The organism is Natrinema sp. 1APR25-10V2, assembly GCF_031626495.1.
Classification (GTDB): Archaea; Halobacteriota; Halobacteria; order Halobacteriales; family Natrialbaceae; genus Natrinema.
The window spans coordinates 496,586-511,478 of sequence record NZ_JAMQOJ010000004.1 but is presented as its reverse complement, the minus strand read 5'-3'; the positions used below and the strand labels follow the sequence as shown (position 1 = coordinate 511,478).

At 65.0% G+C, this 14,893-nt stretch carries 14 protein-coding genes and 1 pseudogene; 9 read left to right on the top strand and 6 right to left on the bottom strand.

The window, feature by feature from the left end; genetic code table 11:
* Window positions 1–56 precede the first annotated feature (56 nt).
* The 3 genes from NDO75_RS15500 to NDO75_RS15490 form a co-directional block, all read right to left on the bottom strand.
* Entirely contained in the window at window positions 57–1,007 is a 951-nt protein-coding gene (locus tag NDO75_RS15500) for an ABC transporter permease (RefSeq protein ID WP_310907457.1), read from the bottom strand.
* On the bottom strand, window positions 1,004–1,933 hold the full coding sequence (locus NDO75_RS15495; RefSeq protein ID WP_310907456.1) for an ABC transporter ATP-binding protein: 930 nt from the start codon (window positions 1,931–1,933) through the stop codon (window positions 1,004–1,006). Before NDO75_RS15495 ends, NDO75_RS15500 begins: the two co-directional genes overlap by 4 nt.
* A gap of 117 nt (window positions 1,934–2,050) precedes the next feature.
* Window positions 2,051–2,320: a hypothetical protein gene (locus NDO75_RS15490; RefSeq protein WP_310907455.1), complete on the bottom strand. Its 270-nt coding sequence runs from the start codon at window positions 2,318–2,320 to the stop codon at window positions 2,051–2,053.
* A gap of 138 nt (window positions 2,321–2,458) precedes the next feature.
* Between NDO75_RS15490 and NDO75_RS15485 the strand changes: the two genes are divergently transcribed.
* The 8 genes and pseudogenes from NDO75_RS15485 to NDO75_RS15450 all read left to right on the top strand — a co-directional run bounded on the left by NDO75_RS15485 (window position 2,459) and on the right by NDO75_RS15450 (window position 9,075).
* The gene (locus tag NDO75_RS15485; protein ID WP_310907454.1) at window positions 2,459–3,208 is read left to right on the top strand and encodes a hypothetical protein; all 750 of its coding nucleotides are present in this window, start codon (window positions 2,459–2,461) and stop codon (window positions 3,206–3,208) included.
* Between the two features lie 26 nt (window positions 3,209–3,234).
* Entirely contained in the window at window positions 3,235–5,040 is a 1,806-nt protein-coding gene (locus NDO75_RS15480) for an excinuclease ABC subunit C (RefSeq protein WP_310907453.1), read from the top strand.
* Between the two features lie 87 nt (window positions 5,041–5,127).
* Window positions 5,128–5,421: a translation initiation factor gene (locus tag NDO75_RS15475; protein ID WP_310907452.1), complete on the top strand. Its 294-nt coding sequence runs from the start codon at window positions 5,128–5,130 to the stop codon at window positions 5,419–5,421.
* Between the two features lie 111 nt (window positions 5,422–5,532).
* A complete protein-coding gene (locus NDO75_RS15470; protein WP_310907451.1) occupies window positions 5,533–6,009 on the top strand; it encodes a GNAT family N-acetyltransferase in 477 nt (158 codons plus the stop codon).
* Window positions 6,010–6,261: 252 nt separating this feature from the next.
* Window positions 6,262–6,747 carry a GNAT family N-acetyltransferase gene (locus NDO75_RS15465; protein ID WP_310907450.1) on the top strand — a complete coding sequence of 162 codons (486 nt, stop codon included), beginning with the start codon at window positions 6,262–6,264 and terminating at the stop codon, window positions 6,745–6,747.
* Window positions 6,748–6,864: 117 nt separating this feature from the next.
* On the top strand, window positions 6,865–8,181 hold the full coding sequence (gene nrfD, locus NDO75_RS15460) for an NrfD/PsrC family molybdoenzyme membrane anchor subunit (protein WP_310907449.1): 1,317 nt from the start codon (window positions 6,865–6,867) through the stop codon (window positions 8,179–8,181).
* 88 nt (window positions 8,182–8,269) lie between these two features.
* Window positions 8,270–8,469, top strand: a pseudogene (locus NDO75_RS15455) (putative manganese transporter); the annotation flags it as partial.
* Between the two features lie 405 nt (window positions 8,470–8,874).
* A complete protein-coding gene (locus NDO75_RS15450) occupies window positions 8,875–9,075 on the top strand; it encodes a hypothetical protein (RefSeq protein WP_310907447.1) in 201 nt (66 codons plus the stop codon).
* Between the two features lie 41 nt (window positions 9,076–9,116).
* Here NDO75_RS15450 and uvrB read toward each other — a convergent pair whose 3' ends face one another.
* Both uvrB and NDO75_RS15440 read right to left on the bottom strand, forming a co-directional pair.
* Window positions 9,117–11,174, bottom strand: coding sequence for an excinuclease ABC subunit UvrB (uvrB, locus tag NDO75_RS15445; RefSeq protein WP_310907446.1), 2,058 nt, complete (start codon window positions 11,172–11,174; stop codon window positions 9,117–9,119).
* Between the two features lie 195 nt (window positions 11,175–11,369).
* A complete protein-coding gene (locus NDO75_RS15440; protein ID WP_310907549.1) occupies window positions 11,370–12,086 on the bottom strand; it encodes a DUF4397 domain-containing protein in 717 nt (238 codons plus the stop codon).
* Window positions 12,087–12,381: 295 nt separating this feature from the next.
* On the opposite strand from NDO75_RS15440, the gene NDO75_RS15435 reads away from it, so the two are divergent.
* Entirely contained in the window at window positions 12,382–12,651 is a 270-nt protein-coding gene (locus NDO75_RS15435) for a hypothetical protein (RefSeq protein ID WP_310907445.1), read from the top strand.
* Between the two features lie 69 nt (window positions 12,652–12,720).
* On the opposite strand, the gene NDO75_RS15430 is transcribed toward NDO75_RS15435, so the two are convergent.
* Window positions 12,721–14,616: a multicopper oxidase domain-containing protein gene (locus tag NDO75_RS15430; protein ID WP_310907444.1), complete on the bottom strand. Its 1,896-nt coding sequence runs from the start codon at window positions 14,614–14,616 to the stop codon at window positions 12,721–12,723.
* Window positions 14,617–14,893: the final 277 nt, after the last annotated feature.

Below are 14,893 nucleotides of genomic sequence, written 5' to 3'. Positions count from 1 at the left end.
ACGAAAACGAAGCCGAACTGTAAGGAAGAGGTCCGGTGCTCGAATGCTGTCCCCGATCAGATATCGCCGCGGTCGAACAGGAAGAGCGCGACCACCATCGGAACGACGATCCAGAACAGCAGGATGACGAGGGAGAACCAGTCCTGCAGATAGAAGGGGATCCCGTCCACGAAGGCACCTTCGGGGTAGGTAGTTCCGATCGCTCCGTTCGAAACGTCACTGAATAGCGTGATCGTGTTCTGATACGCGGTCCCCGGATCGATCATATCGATGAACAGCGCCCAATCGGGCAACCGAATCATCTCTTGCTCTCGACCCGCGAAGTTCGTTCCCGTGTAGGTAACGCCCTCGATGTGCCCCATTGCCATCAGGATGGAGAGCGCGGTCCGGATCGCGTTCCAGACGATATAGAAGAGGACGAAGACGCCGAACATCGCCGCACCGGCGATCGTCGTCGATCGGGTCAGCGACGAGAGCGAAACGGCGATGCTCACGTATGCCAATCCGTACAGGATCGTCACCAGGAGGAAGGCGATGTAGTCGGGGAAAGAAAACTCGGTCACGGCGAACGCGAGGGCGATTATCCCGATCAGAGAGCCGATGAGCAACGACAGCGAGAGCACTGTCGACCGACCAAACAGCTTGCCGAGAAGAACGTCTTTCCGGGAGTGGGGCAGCGACAGCAGGACTTTGATACTCCCCGTCTCACGCTCACCGGCTATCGACTTCCAGCCGAGCACGAGCGCGATCAGCGGAACGACGAGTTTGGTTACCTGACTGAACCTTCTAATGAAGTCCAGCGTCGTGAAGTCGTTGAAATCCGCGAAAACCAAGATAGCGGATATAGCGGCCAGCAGCAGGAAGAAGAAGATACTCAACCCCCAGAACAGCCACGAACGAACCGCGTCCTGAAAGTCCTTCTTCGCGACCGCGCGAACGCTCTCGAGGTTGATCGAGCTCGAGGTCGAGCCGCCGGCCGACCCGGCGGTACCGGTTTCGGTGCTCATCGCGCGTGCACCTCCTCGGCGTCGGTCGTGTACGACTGGAAGACGTCCTCGAGCGATGCCTCGGTCGTCTCGAAGTCCTGGACCTCGATGCCGCGGTCCTCGAGCGCCGAGAGGACGGCGGTCTTCGAGCCGGTAACTTCGGCGACGAGCGTCGGCGGGTTCTGACCCTCGACGGTCGCGTGAGTCACGTCAGGTAGCGAGCGAACTGCCTGGAGGGCGTCGTCGTCGAGGCGGTCGACGGTGACCCGGAGCGTCGTGCCGCCCTCGACGGAGTCGCGCAGTCCCTCGACGGAGTCGACAGCGACCATCTCGCCGTCACGGAGGATGCCGACGCGGTCGCAGACCGCCTCGACCTGCTCCATGATGTGACTCGAGAAGAAGACGGTCGCGCCCCGCTCGTTCTCCTCGCGGACGAGTTCGCGCATCTCGCGGGCCCCGTTGGGGTCGAGACCGGTGGAGGGCTCGTCGAGGATCAGCAGGTCGGGCTCGCCGACCAGCGCCATTGCGAGCATCAGTCGCTGGGACATCCCCTTCGAGAATCCGCCGGCTTTCCTGTCGATTGCGTCCTCGAGGCCGACGCGCTCGAGCAGCGCCTCGGGATCGTCGTCGGCGTTTTTCGAGTCGATCGCGAACTCGAGGTGTTGCCGGGCGGTCAGCCGGTCGTAGGTCTCGACGCCTTCGGGGAGGACGCCGGTCCGCTTTCGGATCTCTCGACTCTGTCGCTGGGCGTCCATGCCGAGGACGGAGACCGAACCATCAGTCGGGCGGGCGAAATCCAGGACGACGTTGATCGTCGTCGACTTGCCGGCACCGTTGGGACCGAGGAAGCCGAACACCTCACCCTCTTCGACCTGGAAGGAGAGGTCGTCGAGCGCGAGGGTCTGACCGAAGGATTTGGTCAGGTTGTCGACTGTGATAGCTGGCATGTCCGTATGGACACAGCGTTCCCCGATAAGGTTTTTGACATCACTATTGCGGCTGAAAGCATCGATTTCAGTATGCTCGAGTGCTCGCACGTCGTTTCAGTCGTTTGACGACTAGGCCTATATCGGATCGTCGGGCGCGTATCGATCGGCGGTCCGGTCGACCTCCGTCGCGTATCGCTCGCGGGTCTCGTCGTCGGGGACCGACTCGAGTTCGTCCTCGGGGATCTCGACTGCGGCGGTGACGGCAGGGCCAGTTCGCAACGCCGTCGAAGACCGCTGGCGCTGCTGGAACCGCGAGCCGTCCGGCGTCGCGTAGACCAGCGTCACGAAGTCTCGATCGCCAAGTTCCCGTTCGACGAGCCAGCATCGAATCGTCGAGTCGCTCATGCGCAGCGGGTTGGCGGTCGAGGACCGAGAATGTACCGCGTTCGCTCGGCGGTGCGAGGACGGAAGGCACAGCTTACACGCTCGAACGAGCCCCGTCGTACTTGAGGGTCGGCGTCGGATCGACGACGACGAGAACCGATGGGAAAGACTCGAGCCGACCGCGCCGACCGGTGGAGCGAGAACATCGACCAGCTGTGTGCCGACGGGGAAACCATCGAGCGACGCGTCGGCCTCGAGGGGGCGACGGTCGCCGTGACGACCCGCCGCGTGCTGGTGTTTACCCCCAGTGCGAGCGGCCGGAACTTCCGCGAGGTCGAGCGGCCGAACGTCGGGACCGTGACCGTCGAAACGGCCCAGCGGCTGAGCCAACTCTGCTGGGCGCTCGTCGCGGCCGTCGTCGGCATCACGCTCGTCGAGACGGCTCGATCCGTCGACTTCTCCGGGTTCGCGCCGGACGCCGACTTCGAGTCGGCGGCCTCCCTGCCGGGAGTCGACGCCGTCACGAACGCCGTCAACGGCGTGTTCTCGGCGATCGAAACTGCCCTCCTGCTGGTCGACTGGGGGATCCTGGCGGGCGGCGTCGCCGCGTTCGTCCTCGCGGTCGCCTTCGTCGCCCGCTACGTCCGCTCGCGCTCGCGCCGACTCCGCATTCGGGTGAACGGCGGCAGCGATATCGAGCTATCTGCGGCGGGGGTCGATCGCGGAGCCGACGTAGCCGCCGACCTCGAGGCCGCGATCCGGCCGGGATCGGCACTCGGGGTCGATAGTGACGCCGTCGAGAGCGGCGGCGGTGGCGGTGAGCGGCCGACGAGCGAACGATCGAACGACGAACGAGCGCGAACCGACCGACCCGGGTCGGAGTGGCTCGGCGACGAGGAGTCAGGCTGAAATTCGCCGACTCCCTAGGCCCGCCGATGAACGCCGACGGGGTTCGCGAGCGGGCCGGATCGTTGCCGCGAGAGCCCGGCGTCTACCAGTTCCGGGAGGGCGATACCACCCTCTACGTCGGGAAGGCGGTCGACCTGCGCGACCGGGTGCGGTCCTACGCCGATCCCCGGAGCGCGCGGATCCGCCGGATGGTCGACCGCGCCGATGGGGTCGAAATCGCCGTCACGGACACCGAGACGCAGGCCTTGCTGCTCGAGGCGAACCTGATCAAGCGCCACCAGCCCCGCTACAACGTCCGACTCAAGGACGACAAGTCGTATCCGATGGTCCAGCTGACGGCCCACGATGCGCCCCGGATCGAGGTAACGCGGGATCCCGACGAGTCCGCGACCGTCTTCGGCCCCTACACCAGCAAGAAACAGGTCGAGACGGTCGTGAAGGCCCTCCGCGAGACCTACGGCGTCCGCGGCTGTTCGGACCACAAGTATTCGGGCCGCGACCGGCCGTGTCTGGACTACGAGATGGGGCTCTGTACCGCCCCCTGCACCCGCGAGATCGACCTCGAGAGCTACCGCGAGGACGTGACCGCCGTCGAACGCTTCCTCGAGGGCGAGACGGGGATCCTCGCGGACCCGCTGTGTCGGGCGATGGAGACCGCGTCACAGGAGCAGAACTTCGAGCGCGCGGCGAACCTGCGCGATCGGCTCGAGACCGTGCAGGCGTTCCACGGCGAGGGCGGCGAGGCGGTCCAGTCGATCGGCGACGAGCGGGCCGTCGACGTCCTCGGGGTCGCCGTCGAGGGCGAGGACGCGACCGTCGCCCGGCTGCGCGCCGAGGACGGCAAGCTGGTCGACCGGGACCGCCACATGCTCGAGGCACCCGGCTCCGCGGGTGGCGGCGGGGGCGAGGGCGAGGAGCCACGCTCCTCGCGATCCTCGAGCGGAGATTCTCCGCGAGAGACGGACGGTGTTCCGAGCGTGCTCGCGGCCTTCATCGTCCAGTACTACGCCGAGCGCGAGTTGCCCGACGCCTTGCTCCTGCCCGAGCGCCACGGCGACGAGGAGGTCGCGGCCTGGCTCGAGGCGGCGGGCGTCTCGGTCCGCGTCCCGGGCGCGGGCCGGGAGGCCAAGCTCGTCGATCTGGCGCTGAAAAACGCCCGGCGAAACGTCGGCCGGCGCGACGAGTGCGGCATGCTCGCCGACGCCCTCGAGATCGATGCTGCGAACCGAATCGAGGGCTTCGACGTGAGCCACGCGCAGGGGAAGTCGGCGGTCGGCAGCGACGTGACATTCGTCGACGGCAGCGCCGAGAAGGCCGATTACCGGCGGAAGAAGCTCACCGACCAGAACGACGACTACGACAACATGCGCGCGCTGCTCGAGTGGCGCGCCCGCCGCGCCGTCGAGGGCCGCGACGACCGGCCCGACCCCGATCTGCTGTTGATCGACGGCGGCGCGGGGCAGCTCGAGGCGGCCCGTGACGCGCTCGCCGCGGTCGGCTGGGACGTGCCGGCAGTCGCGCTGGCGAAAGCCGAGGAGCGCGTGATCACCCCGGATCGGGAGTTCTCGTGGCCCAGCGACGCGCCCCACCTCCACCTCCTCCAGCGGGTGCGCGACGAAGCCCACCGCTTCGCCGTCCAGTACCACCAGACCGTCCGCGACGAGGTCAAGACGGTGCTAGACGACGTGCAGGGGGTCGGCCCCGAGACTCGAAAGCGACTCCTCGGGCGGTTCGGAAGCGTCGAGAACGTCCGCGAGGCGAGCCTCGAGGACCTCCGGAGCGTCGAGGGAATCGGCGAGAAGACCGCCGAGACGATCAAATCGCGGCTCTGACTGCGGCGGGTAGCGTCGGTCCCGTGAAGTCGAGCGCGTTGCGAGCGCAAGGTCAGGGCTATCCCCGCGCACGATACATGTGAGGATATGGCAGACGACGACCTCGACGACTTGCTCGACGAACTGGACAGCCAGGGCGACCTCGAGACCTCACAGCAAGTGCTGTCGCTACGAACCGAAAGTCGGCGCTACGACAAGCCGGTGACGATCATCGAGGGGTTCGACCTGCCGAAATCGGAGATCGAATCGACCGCGTCGGAACTCAAGAGTTCGCTGGGGACCGGTGGGACGGTCGACGACCGGCGAATCGAACTCCAGGGCGATCACCGCGACCGGGTACCGGACCTGCTCCGCGACCGAGGGTTCGACGTTCGCGAGTGAGCCGCGCCGGATCGTCGAATGACGTACTCACGGGCTCGAGCGAGGAGTTCGAGGCTGACTGTCGCCCTCGTGTCAGCGAGTTATTTAAGCCCTACCTCACAAGTACGAGGTATGAACGTTCGACCCGCGACGGCCGACGACTTCGATCCCATCACGGAGGTCGCCCGCGCGACGTGGCACGACACCTACGACGAACTCGAGGACGACATGATCGACCGGACGGTCGACAACTGGTACACCGACGACTCGATGCCGCTCGAGGCTCCCGGAACCGTCGTCCTCGTCGCGGAGGAGGACGGTAACCTCGTCGGCTTCACGCACGCGGTCGTCCAGGGCGAGACGGCAGACATCCTCCGGATGTACGTCCATCCGGACCATCAGGGAGAGGGGATCGGCTCTCGACTCCACGAGCGACTGATGGCGGAGATCGAATCCCACGAGGCCGAGCGAGTTCGGTCGTTCGACTTCGCGTTCAACGACGCCAGCCGCGCCTTCTACGAAGGACTCGGCTTCGAGCAGACCGACGAGGGCGAGGTCGAGATCGACGGCGAGTACTACCCCGAGGCAGTCTACACGCTCGAGCTATAGTCTGACCGTCACTGCACACCCGATCGCACGACGAAAGTGCGGTTCGGAGCGAGCAGCGAGCGCGAGACCCGCGGACTGTGCGATCGGTGTGTACATCGGTTCAGTTGTTACTACATGGACGGCGGTCCCCCGCGTCGGAACCGGTTCGTGCGGCATGTCATTCGACCGCGAGGCCCGATACGCACCCCGGCTACGGCGCCCCTAACACAGTGAGGTGATACCACTTTGGTACTCCCTGTCGTAGTGTCCCGTATGGAGATCCGACCAGCCACTCGCGACGACCGCGAGCAGATCAGAGCCGTTGCCCGCGAGACGTGGCACGACACCTACGACGAACTCGACGCCGAAACCATCGACGAAACGATCGACGAGTGGTACGGCGACGAGGCCCTCGAGACGGCGCTGTCGAAACCCGGCACTGCGTTCATCGTCGCGGAAGTAGACGACGGCGAAATCGTCGGCTTCACCCATGGCGTCGTCACGGCGGAGGAAGGCGACGTACTCCGAATGTCCGTCCATCCGGACCACCAGAACGAGGGGATCGGGACCGCCCTCTACGAGCGGCTTCGCGAGGACCTGCGGGATTTCAACATGAAGCGGATGCGCGCGATCGATCTCGCCTCCAACGAGAGCGGCCGGGAGTTCTACGAGACGCACGGCTTCGAGCCGACCGACGAAGACGAGGTCGAGATCGGCGGCGAACAGCGCCGAGAAGTGGTCTACACGCTCGAGCTATAACGAGTACTCGCCGCGTGCGTCGATTTCGCATGTCCCGTGCGTACAGGGGACCACCTTGGGCTTGCAAATGCACCGCACGGAGGAAAGGGGGTCGGTTGCGTGTCTTAGGGTATCACAATGGGGACGAAAACGCCGAGTGAGGCCGATATTCTGCGGCCGATCGGAACGACCTCGAAAACGTATTTCATTATGGTCGCGGTCGCCGGGTTGGCGCTGCTCGCGTTCCTCGTGGGCTGGGCCTACCAGCTGCAGGAAGGGCTGGTCGTCACCGCGTTGGGTGACTGGGGGAGCGGCGGCGGCGTCACGTGGGGGATCTACATCGGCGCGTTCATCTGGTGGGTCGGCATCGCCCACGGCGGGATCATCCTCTCGGCCGCCGTTCGACTCCTGGGGATGGATCGGTACATGCCGGTCGCACGCCTCGCCGAAATGCTGACCCTCAGTGGCCTCTCCGCGGCGGGGTTCTACATCATCGTTCACCTCGGCCGACCGGACCGGATGGTCACGAGCGTCATCGGTCACTACCACATCACGATCCACGGCTCGCCGCTGGTGTGGGACGTGACGGTCATCACGGCCTACTTCGTGCTGACGGCGACCTACCTCGGGCTAACGCTGCGCTACGACGTGACCCGACTGCGCGATCAGTTGCCGGATCGGCTCGATCCGCTCTACCGGATGATGACGATCGGCTACACCGAGACGGAAGACCGGATCGTCGATCGGATGGTCTGGTGGCTCGCGCTGGCGATCATCATCATGGCCCCGCTGTTGCTCCACGGCGGCGTCATTCCGTGGCTGTTCGCCGTGCTGCCGAACTATCCGACCTGGTTCGGCGGCGTGCAGGGGCCGCAGTTCCTCACCATCGCGTTGACCTCCGCCATCAGCGGCGTGATCATCCTCGCGTACGCGTTCCGATACGCCTACGACTGGGATCACATCTTCACGGACGACATCTTCCGCGGACTACTGCTGTGGCTCGGGTTCTTCTGTCTGCTCTTCCTATGGCTCCAGCTTCAGCAGAACATCACCGGCCTGTTCAAGGCGCCGATCGACCTGACCGTCGCGGCCCTGGCGAGAGCCACCAATCCCATCTACCTCACCTCGATGTCGCTGGTCTTCGTCACGCTGGCGTACATCTTCGCCCAGTCGATCCGGCCGACGCTGTTCACCAAGCGACGGGCCGTCGTCGCCGGCCTCGCCGTCCTCACCGCGACGATCCTCGAGAAGGTGCTGTTCGTCGTCGAAGGATTCCTCCACCCCACCTTCGACATCTACGCGGCTGTTCCGGGCGTCTACGTGCCGAGCCTGATCGAGATCGCCTCGATCCTCGGCACGATCGGGATGGTCTGTCTGTTCTTCCTCACCATCGCGAAGATCGTTCCCGTGGTGGAACTCCACGCGATCGAACACTTGCGCGACGACCACGAGTAGCGACGCGGCTCGGTCTCCGTTTTGCGGTCTTCGGTCCGACAGCGAGACGCGTCTCCGCGACCGCTCGAGTCGTCGGGCCGACGCCAGCGGTCTGCCCTTCTCGGCGCTGACCGCCAACGCGATCGCTCAGGACGGCGACGCCCTGTTCCCGCTGCTGGCCGTCGACGCCAAAGCCGCCATCGTCGCGACGGTCTACAACTTCCTGCCCGCCGTGGTCGTCGGCGTCGCGCTCAACCTGCTGTGGGGCCCGTGTTCGGGATGGCGGAGTTCAGGTTCGGCGTGCTGTGAGAACCGTTCGGTGGTAGCCGAGCTACGATTGTACCCCACCCTCCACCCATCTCCATCATCCGGATAAAAGTTCCACTGAGGATTACAGCAAGTACTGAGGGTAGGTGTCCTCGTTACTCGAGCCACCGACTATATTTCCACCCGTTTACCAATAGTCATAAGTTTTAGTGATCCAACATTCAACCGGAAGCCGGTCTCCGAACGCACGAACGGTTGGGGCGACCGTCAAAACGCCCCGGATGGTCGGAACACCCGAGACTGGCTTCCAATCCCCACGAGGGATTCAAATCCATGATTGCGTACTTTCTAGCGGAATATAAACGTCCCGCACCGGTGGGATCAACTCGAGCGACCAGCGACAGCATCCGATCGCCGGGACCGCCCGCGCGATTCACGGAGGGACCGATGACCGACGACAACGGTGACGCGGCGCCGATCGTCATCGTCGCCGAACCGACCGGCAAATCGGGCGACGAGGCGTGGTCGGTTCCCGACTGCCCCCGCTGCGGTCGCCCCGTCTGGGTCGTGACCGTCGCCGCCCCTGGCGTCGGCACCGCCTCACCCTGTGGCTGTCCCGTCGCTCCGGGAAGCCTCGAGCGCGAGTAATCGTCGGGTCGGGACACAACAGAGCCCCGAAGGCCGGACGGCTAGAACTCCTCGGCCGGCGGCGCGATCCCCTCGTCCTCGCCACCGTCGAGGTCGAACTCCTCGCGCACCTCCCGAATCCGGTCACGAATGTCGGCGGCCAGTTCGAACTCGAGGTTGCTGGCGGCCTCCTGCATCCGCTCCTCGAGTTCGTCGATGTACCGCGCGGCGTCGTCTTCGTCCTCGAGTTCCCGCCCCGAGACCTCGGTGGTGTCGGTCTTGCTCCCCGGAAGGTTCGTCTCGCCGACCTCCTTCTCGATCGTGGTCGGTTCGTAGCCGTGTTCCTCGTTGAACTCCTGCTGGATCTCGCGGCGGCGCTGGGTCTCCTCGATCGCGGACTCCATCGCGTTCGATGGTTCGTCGGCGTAGAGGACGACCTCGCCGTTGACGTTTCGCGCGGCCCGCCCCATCGTCTGGACGAGCGTGGTCTCGGAGCGCAGGAATCCCTCCTGGTCGGCGTCCAAAATCGCCACGAGCGAGACCTCGGGGATGTCCAGACCCTCCCGCAGAAGGTTGATCCCGACGAGCACGTCGATCTCTCCTAATCGAAGGGAGCGGATGATCTCGTGTCGTTCCAGGGTGTCGGTCTCGTCGTGCATGTAGGCCACGTCGACGCCCGATTCCTCGAGGTACTCCGTGAGGTCCTCGGCCATCCGCTTCGTCAGCGTCGTCACGAGGGTGCGCTCGTCGCGCTCGATGCGCTCGTCGATGCGATCCATCAGGTCGTCGACCTGCCCAGTCGCGTCCGAGACCTCGACCTTCGGGTCGACGAGGTGAGTCGGGCGAACGATCTGTTCGACGATCCGGTCGCTCTCCTCGCGCTCGTAGTCACCCGGCGTCGCCGAGACGTACAGCGTCTGGTCGGTCTTCTCCTCGAACTCCTCGAAGGTCAGCGGCCGATTGTCGTAGGCCGTGGGGAGCCGGAAGCCGTTCTCGACCAGCGAGTCCTTTCGGGACTTGTCGCCGGCGTACTGGCCCCGGATCTGGGGGAGGGTGACGTGGGACTCGTCGACCACGGTGAGGAAGTCGTCGGGGAAGTAGTCGAGCAAGGTGTACGGCGCTTCGCCCGACTCCCGATCGGAGAGGTAGACGGAGTAGTTCTCGATCCCCGAACAGTAGCCCGTCTCCTGCATCATCTCGAGGTCGAACGTCGTCCGCTCCTCGATGCGCTGGGCGGCGATCAGGTCGCCCTTCCGCTCGAAATAGGAGATGCGGGAGTCGAGATCGTCGCGAATCTCGTCCATCGCCTCCTCGAGCGTCGTCTCGGGGATCGAATAGTGCTCCGCGGGGTGGACGAGGACGGCCTGTTGTTCGCCCTGGGTTTCGCCCTCGAGGGGGTCGACCTTGACCATGCGGTCGATCTCGTCGCCCCAGAGCTCGACCCGGACGGCGTAGCGGCCGTACATCGGGTAGATCTCGATGGTGTCGCCCCGGACCCGAAAGGTGCCCTGCGTGAAGTCGACGTCGTTGCGCTCGTAGTTCAGGTCCACGAGTTGGGCCAGCAGTTCGTCGCGGCCGATCTCCTCGCCGACCTCGAGTCGCAGCGACATGTCGACGTAGTTACGCGGGTCGCCGAGGCCGTAGATCGCCGACACCGAGGCGACGACGATGACGTCCTCGCGGGTCAGCAGCGAACGGGTCGCGGAGTGGCGCAGACGGTCGATCTCGTCGTTGATCGAGGCGTCCTTGTCGATGTAGGTGTCGGTCTGCTCGACGTAGGCCTCGGGCTGGTAGTAGTCGTAGTAGGAGACGAAGTACTCGACGGCGTTGTCCGGGAACAGGTTCCGGAACTCCTCGTAGAGCTGGGCCGCCAGCGTCTTGTTGTGGGCGATGACCAGCGTCGGCTTCTCGATCTCTTCGACCACCCACGAGACGGTGTTGGTCTTCCCCGAGCCGGTCACGCCCAGCAGGGTCTGTTTGTCCATCCCCGATCGGAAGCCGTCGGCCAGCTGCTCGATCGCCTCGGGCTGGTCGCCCGCGGGCTCGAAGGGGGCGTCGACCTCGAACGAGCGATCGACGTCCGGACGGTCCGGCTGAAGGGGACCTTGCGCGTCACTCATTAGCGGAGTCACGGGCTCGAGCCACTTTACGCGCTCGCATGTGTGGTGACCGAAGCGGGAGACCGACGTCCTCGAGCGGTCGGTCTCCGAGGCGGCCGCTCGACGACGACACGATGCGGCGGAGAAGGGAGGCGACGAGCGACCGACGAGCCGAGGCGATACCGACGGGACGCCGGTCTCCGTCGTGTTCCGCTACTACGCGGAGTCGTGGTCGTCCGTCGTGGCGTCGGCCATCGGCCCGTCGACCGTCGGCTGGACGGTAAACGCGGGGTCGCCCTCGTTCGGCGGCGAGAGATAGCCGATCGCGTACGCGGTGTAGGCGGTGCCCCGCTCGAGTGTCACGTCGAAGGAGGCCACGGTCTCGTCGCCGCCGGCCGGTCGGACGGAGACGGTTCGTGCGCCGGCCGGGACCGGAACGTAGTCGGTCGAATCTGTGAACGCGACGTTCTCGAAGACGAGTTCGTCGTCGGCGTAAACGTCGACTGCCGGAGCGTCCGGCGAGGCGTGGACGAGCCGAACGAGCGCCGAGCCCGCGTCGACCAGGACTGCCGGCTGGAAGGTCTCCGCCCCGAGTTCGCCGATCGCTGCGACGGTGTAGAACGCGGGGCCAAACGTCACCTCGCCCTCGAACGCGACCGTCTCGGGATCGCCTGCGGCCGTGATCGTCACCGTGTAGGTCCCCGGCTTGAGCTCGAGATACGGCGAGACGTCGCCGTAGGCGACGTCTGCGAGCACGCGCTCGCCGTTGACGTAAACGTCGACGTTCGGCGCGTCCGGTGAGAAGTGGGCGACCCGGACGGCCGCACCGCCCGCGTCTTTCGATTTCTCGTCGGTCGAGCGCTCGTCGTCTTCGTGTTCACCGCTGGCAAGCACGGCGCCGCTTGCCGCAGTCAGTCCGCCCGCAACGCCCATCGTTTTCAGGGCCGTTCGTCGTGATACTGGCATGGTGCGACCGAGACGGAGGGCTGAGTCGGAAAAAAGCTGCCAGTTAGTATCCCGGGTAGTCCCGACGTTTCCCTCGCGAGCGCCTCTCGTATCCCCGCCCTGCCGTTGGAAGGGGACCCGTATTCCACGCTGAAGGCTGTAAGAGGTGGGTAGAACCCCGTCCACCGCCCCGGGCGATCCGACGCCTCGGCGCGCCGGACCGAGATCGAACGTGGCCACTGCTCGCCCAACCGTTATGACTCGGCTTGTCGTCGGTCCGCCCATGACGGAGCACCTCCAGCGGGCCCGTGACGACCTCGAGCAGGCGGCGAAATCGGCCGACAGCGACGACGTTCGCGAGGACATTCGCGAGACGACGGACGCGTTCGCCGACTACGCGATGGGCGATCCCGAACCGGATCACGCCCTTCTAGACGAACGGCTCAATACGCTCCGGCAGGTCCGCGAGCAGACAGACGGTGACACCGAAGACAAGGTCGAGTCGGCGATCGAGTCGGTCGAGGAATACCGCAAAGGTATCGACCAAGCCTGAAGCGATCCGTGACTTCGGGACAGAAAGGGAGATCCAGACGGCTACCGACGCGTCAGGAAGGGGCGGCTGTTACCAGCCCCAGTCGTCATCGTCGTCTTCATCGTCGCGGCCCCAGCCGTTTCCGCGGTCCCGGTCCCGTTCCCCGCGATCCCGGTCGCGCCAGCCACGGTCTCGGTCCCGTTCTCCTCGATCACGGTCTCGGTCTCCGCGATCCCGATCACGTCGGCCACGGTCCCGGTCGCGTCCCTTCCCACGGCCGTTCCCGCGGACGACCTCGAACTGGCTCATCATCGCGTGTTCCTCGTGCTCGAGGACGTGGCAGTGCCACGGGTACTTGCCGGTGTAGTTCTCGAACTTCACGAGGATACGGGCGGTTTCGCCCGGGTCGACGCGGACGATGTCCTTCGGCCCGCGCTCGTTGGGTGCGGGCTCGTGGGTCCCGTCCGACCCGCGGCCGATGATCTCGAAGTTGACGAGGTGGAGGTGGATCGGATGCGAGTGGTGGCCGGTGTTCTCGAGTTCCCAGATCTCGGTCGTCCCGAGCTGGGGCTGGGCGTAGTCGCCGTCCTCGAAGGAGGCCGTGCCATTGAGGACGTGAAGGTCGGGCTCGTTCATCTTCATCCGCATGCCCAGCGTCATCTGGCGCGTCTCTTTGACGGCGTTTTTGTTGGGCCCGGACCAGCCCGGCAGGTCCAGCTCGGTCGGCTCGGCGCTGCGATCGGGCTCGCTGACGGAGTCCGCGACGCGGAACTGCATGAGCTCCGGAATCTCGGGGAAGTGCTCGTCGCCGCCCATATCCTTGCCGCCGTCGCCGTCCATCCCTTCAATGCCGCCACCGTGGCCGTCGTCGTCGTGACCGTCGTCGGGCCCCGCATACGGGAACGCGGCGTCGTTGGTCATGGTGAGCGTCTCGCCGGCGTACTCCGAGAAGTCGACGATGACCTCGGCGCGCTCGTACGGCGAGATGATCAACGACTCGAGGTCGCCCTCGTGACCGATGGAGACGACGTCTTCGAGGAACCCGTGGCCGGGCGCGATCTGGTGCATCGCCGGAGCGTCGTGGCCGTCCTCGGTTTCCAGCGCGAGGGCGAACGTGCGGCCGTTCGAGTGGTTGACCAGTCGGAACCGGTAGCGTCGAGGTTCGACCTCCATGTACGGCCACACCGCGCCGTTGATGAACGCGGTATCGCCCGCGAAATTCGCGACGAACGAGTCGGGGTAGTGGAGCGAGCCGTCCGCCTCGAACGAGCGGTCCTCGAGCATGATCGGCACGTCGTACTCGCCGCGCGGAAGGTCCAGTCGCTTCTCTTCCCAGCCCTCGATGACGTAGAAGCCGTGCAGGCCGGCGTAGTTGTTGAGGCGGCTGACGCCGAGGGCGTGATCGTGGTAGGTCGAGGTCATCCGCTCCTGGCGGTTGGGCAGTTCGTGGACGTGTTTGGCGAACTGCGGACCTTTCGTCCCGTCGGGGGCGTTCCACGCGCGGGCCTGTCCGTCGCTCGAGCGCTCGACGTTGAGGCCGTGCTGGTGAATCGACGTACGGACGTCCGGCACGGGCCCGTCGTAGCCGTCGTAGTCCTCCGTGGACGTCCCGTGGATCATATCGTCGACCTCGAAGATGTGCTCATCCGGGAGGTCGCTGTTATCGTACCGGACGTTGATCCGCTCGTAGCGGTGTGACTTGATGACCGGCCCGGGAACCTGTCCGTCGAAGCCCCACATCGTCGTCGGCGGCAGGTCCGGATGGACCTTCTTCTCGACCTCCTCCATCGAAATCTCGTAGTAGTCCCCACCACGCCACCAGCCGTCCGGCTCCCGGACCTCCGGGATCGGCATCGGCTGAACGAACTTCTCGAGTTCCGGTGTGGATTCCGAAGCCGCTACGGAGTTCACCGGAAGCGCCCCCGCCATACCAAGGGCAGTCCCCACCTTCATGAACCGCCGTCGGTTCAACCCATATTCTGTCATACGGCCTCAATCATTCATCATCCATAATTAATCCTCTGATATACATACCAAATATTTGATTGCTTTGAACGATTAAACGGTGTGTGAGCCCCTATTGGCGGTAATATCTATTGAACATCGTTAATGAGTATCGTCGATATGGAGAAATATTTTCCCGAGATGTCTCAATATCCCGATGCCGTCGTCGGGTTATCACTACATCTAATGAAAATAGTATGTTCTGTATCGTATCAGATGTAAGAAATAACTACTACGAGAGGCACGGTCGATCGAACGA

What these genes read in the sequence shown, in the direction of transcription:
- NDO75_RS15500 (WP_310907457.1), bottom strand. Translation starts at nt 1,007, where the DNA reads ATGAGCACCGAAACCGGTACCGCCGGGTCGGCCGGCGGCTCGACCTCG.
- NDO75_RS15495 (WP_310907456.1), bottom strand. Translation starts at nt 1,933, where the DNA reads ATGCCAGCTATCACAGTCGACAACCTGACCAAATCCTTCGGTCAGACC.
- NDO75_RS15490 (WP_310907455.1), bottom strand. Translation starts at nt 2,320, where the DNA reads ATGAGCGACTCGACGATTCGATGCTGGCTCGTCGAACGGGAACTTGGC.
- NDO75_RS15485 (WP_310907454.1), top strand. Translation starts at nt 2,459, where the DNA reads ATGGGAAAGACTCGAGCCGACCGCGCCGACCGGTGGAGCGAGAACATC.
- NDO75_RS15480 (WP_310907453.1), top strand. Translation starts at nt 3,235, where the DNA reads ATGAACGCCGACGGGGTTCGCGAGCGGGCCGGATCGTTGCCGCGAGAG.
- NDO75_RS15475 (WP_310907452.1), top strand. Translation starts at nt 5,128, where the DNA reads ATGGCAGACGACGACCTCGACGACTTGCTCGACGAACTGGACAGCCAG.
- NDO75_RS15470 (WP_310907451.1), top strand. Translation starts at nt 5,533, where the DNA reads ATGAACGTTCGACCCGCGACGGCCGACGACTTCGATCCCATCACGGAG.
- NDO75_RS15465 (WP_310907450.1), top strand. Translation starts at nt 6,262, where the DNA reads ATGGAGATCCGACCAGCCACTCGCGACGACCGCGAGCAGATCAGAGCC.
- nrfD (WP_310907449.1), top strand. Translation starts at nt 6,865, where the DNA reads ATGGGGACGAAAACGCCGAGTGAGGCCGATATTCTGCGGCCGATCGGA.
- NDO75_RS15450 (WP_310907447.1), top strand. Translation starts at nt 8,875, where the DNA reads ATGACCGACGACAACGGTGACGCGGCGCCGATCGTCATCGTCGCCGAA.
- uvrB (WP_310907446.1), bottom strand. Translation starts at nt 11,174, where the DNA reads ATGAGTGACGCGCAAGGTCCCCTTCAGCCGGACCGTCCGGACGTCGAT.
- NDO75_RS15440 (WP_310907549.1), bottom strand. Translation starts at nt 12,086, where the DNA reads ATGGGCGTTGCGGGCGGACTGACTGCGGCAAGCGGCGCCGTGCTTGCC.
- NDO75_RS15435 (WP_310907445.1), top strand. Translation starts at nt 12,382, where the DNA reads ATGACGGAGCACCTCCAGCGGGCCCGTGACGACCTCGAGCAGGCGGCG.
- NDO75_RS15430 (WP_310907444.1), bottom strand. Translation starts at nt 14,616, where the DNA reads ATGACAGAATATGGGTTGAACCGACGGCGGTTCATGAAGGTGGGGACT.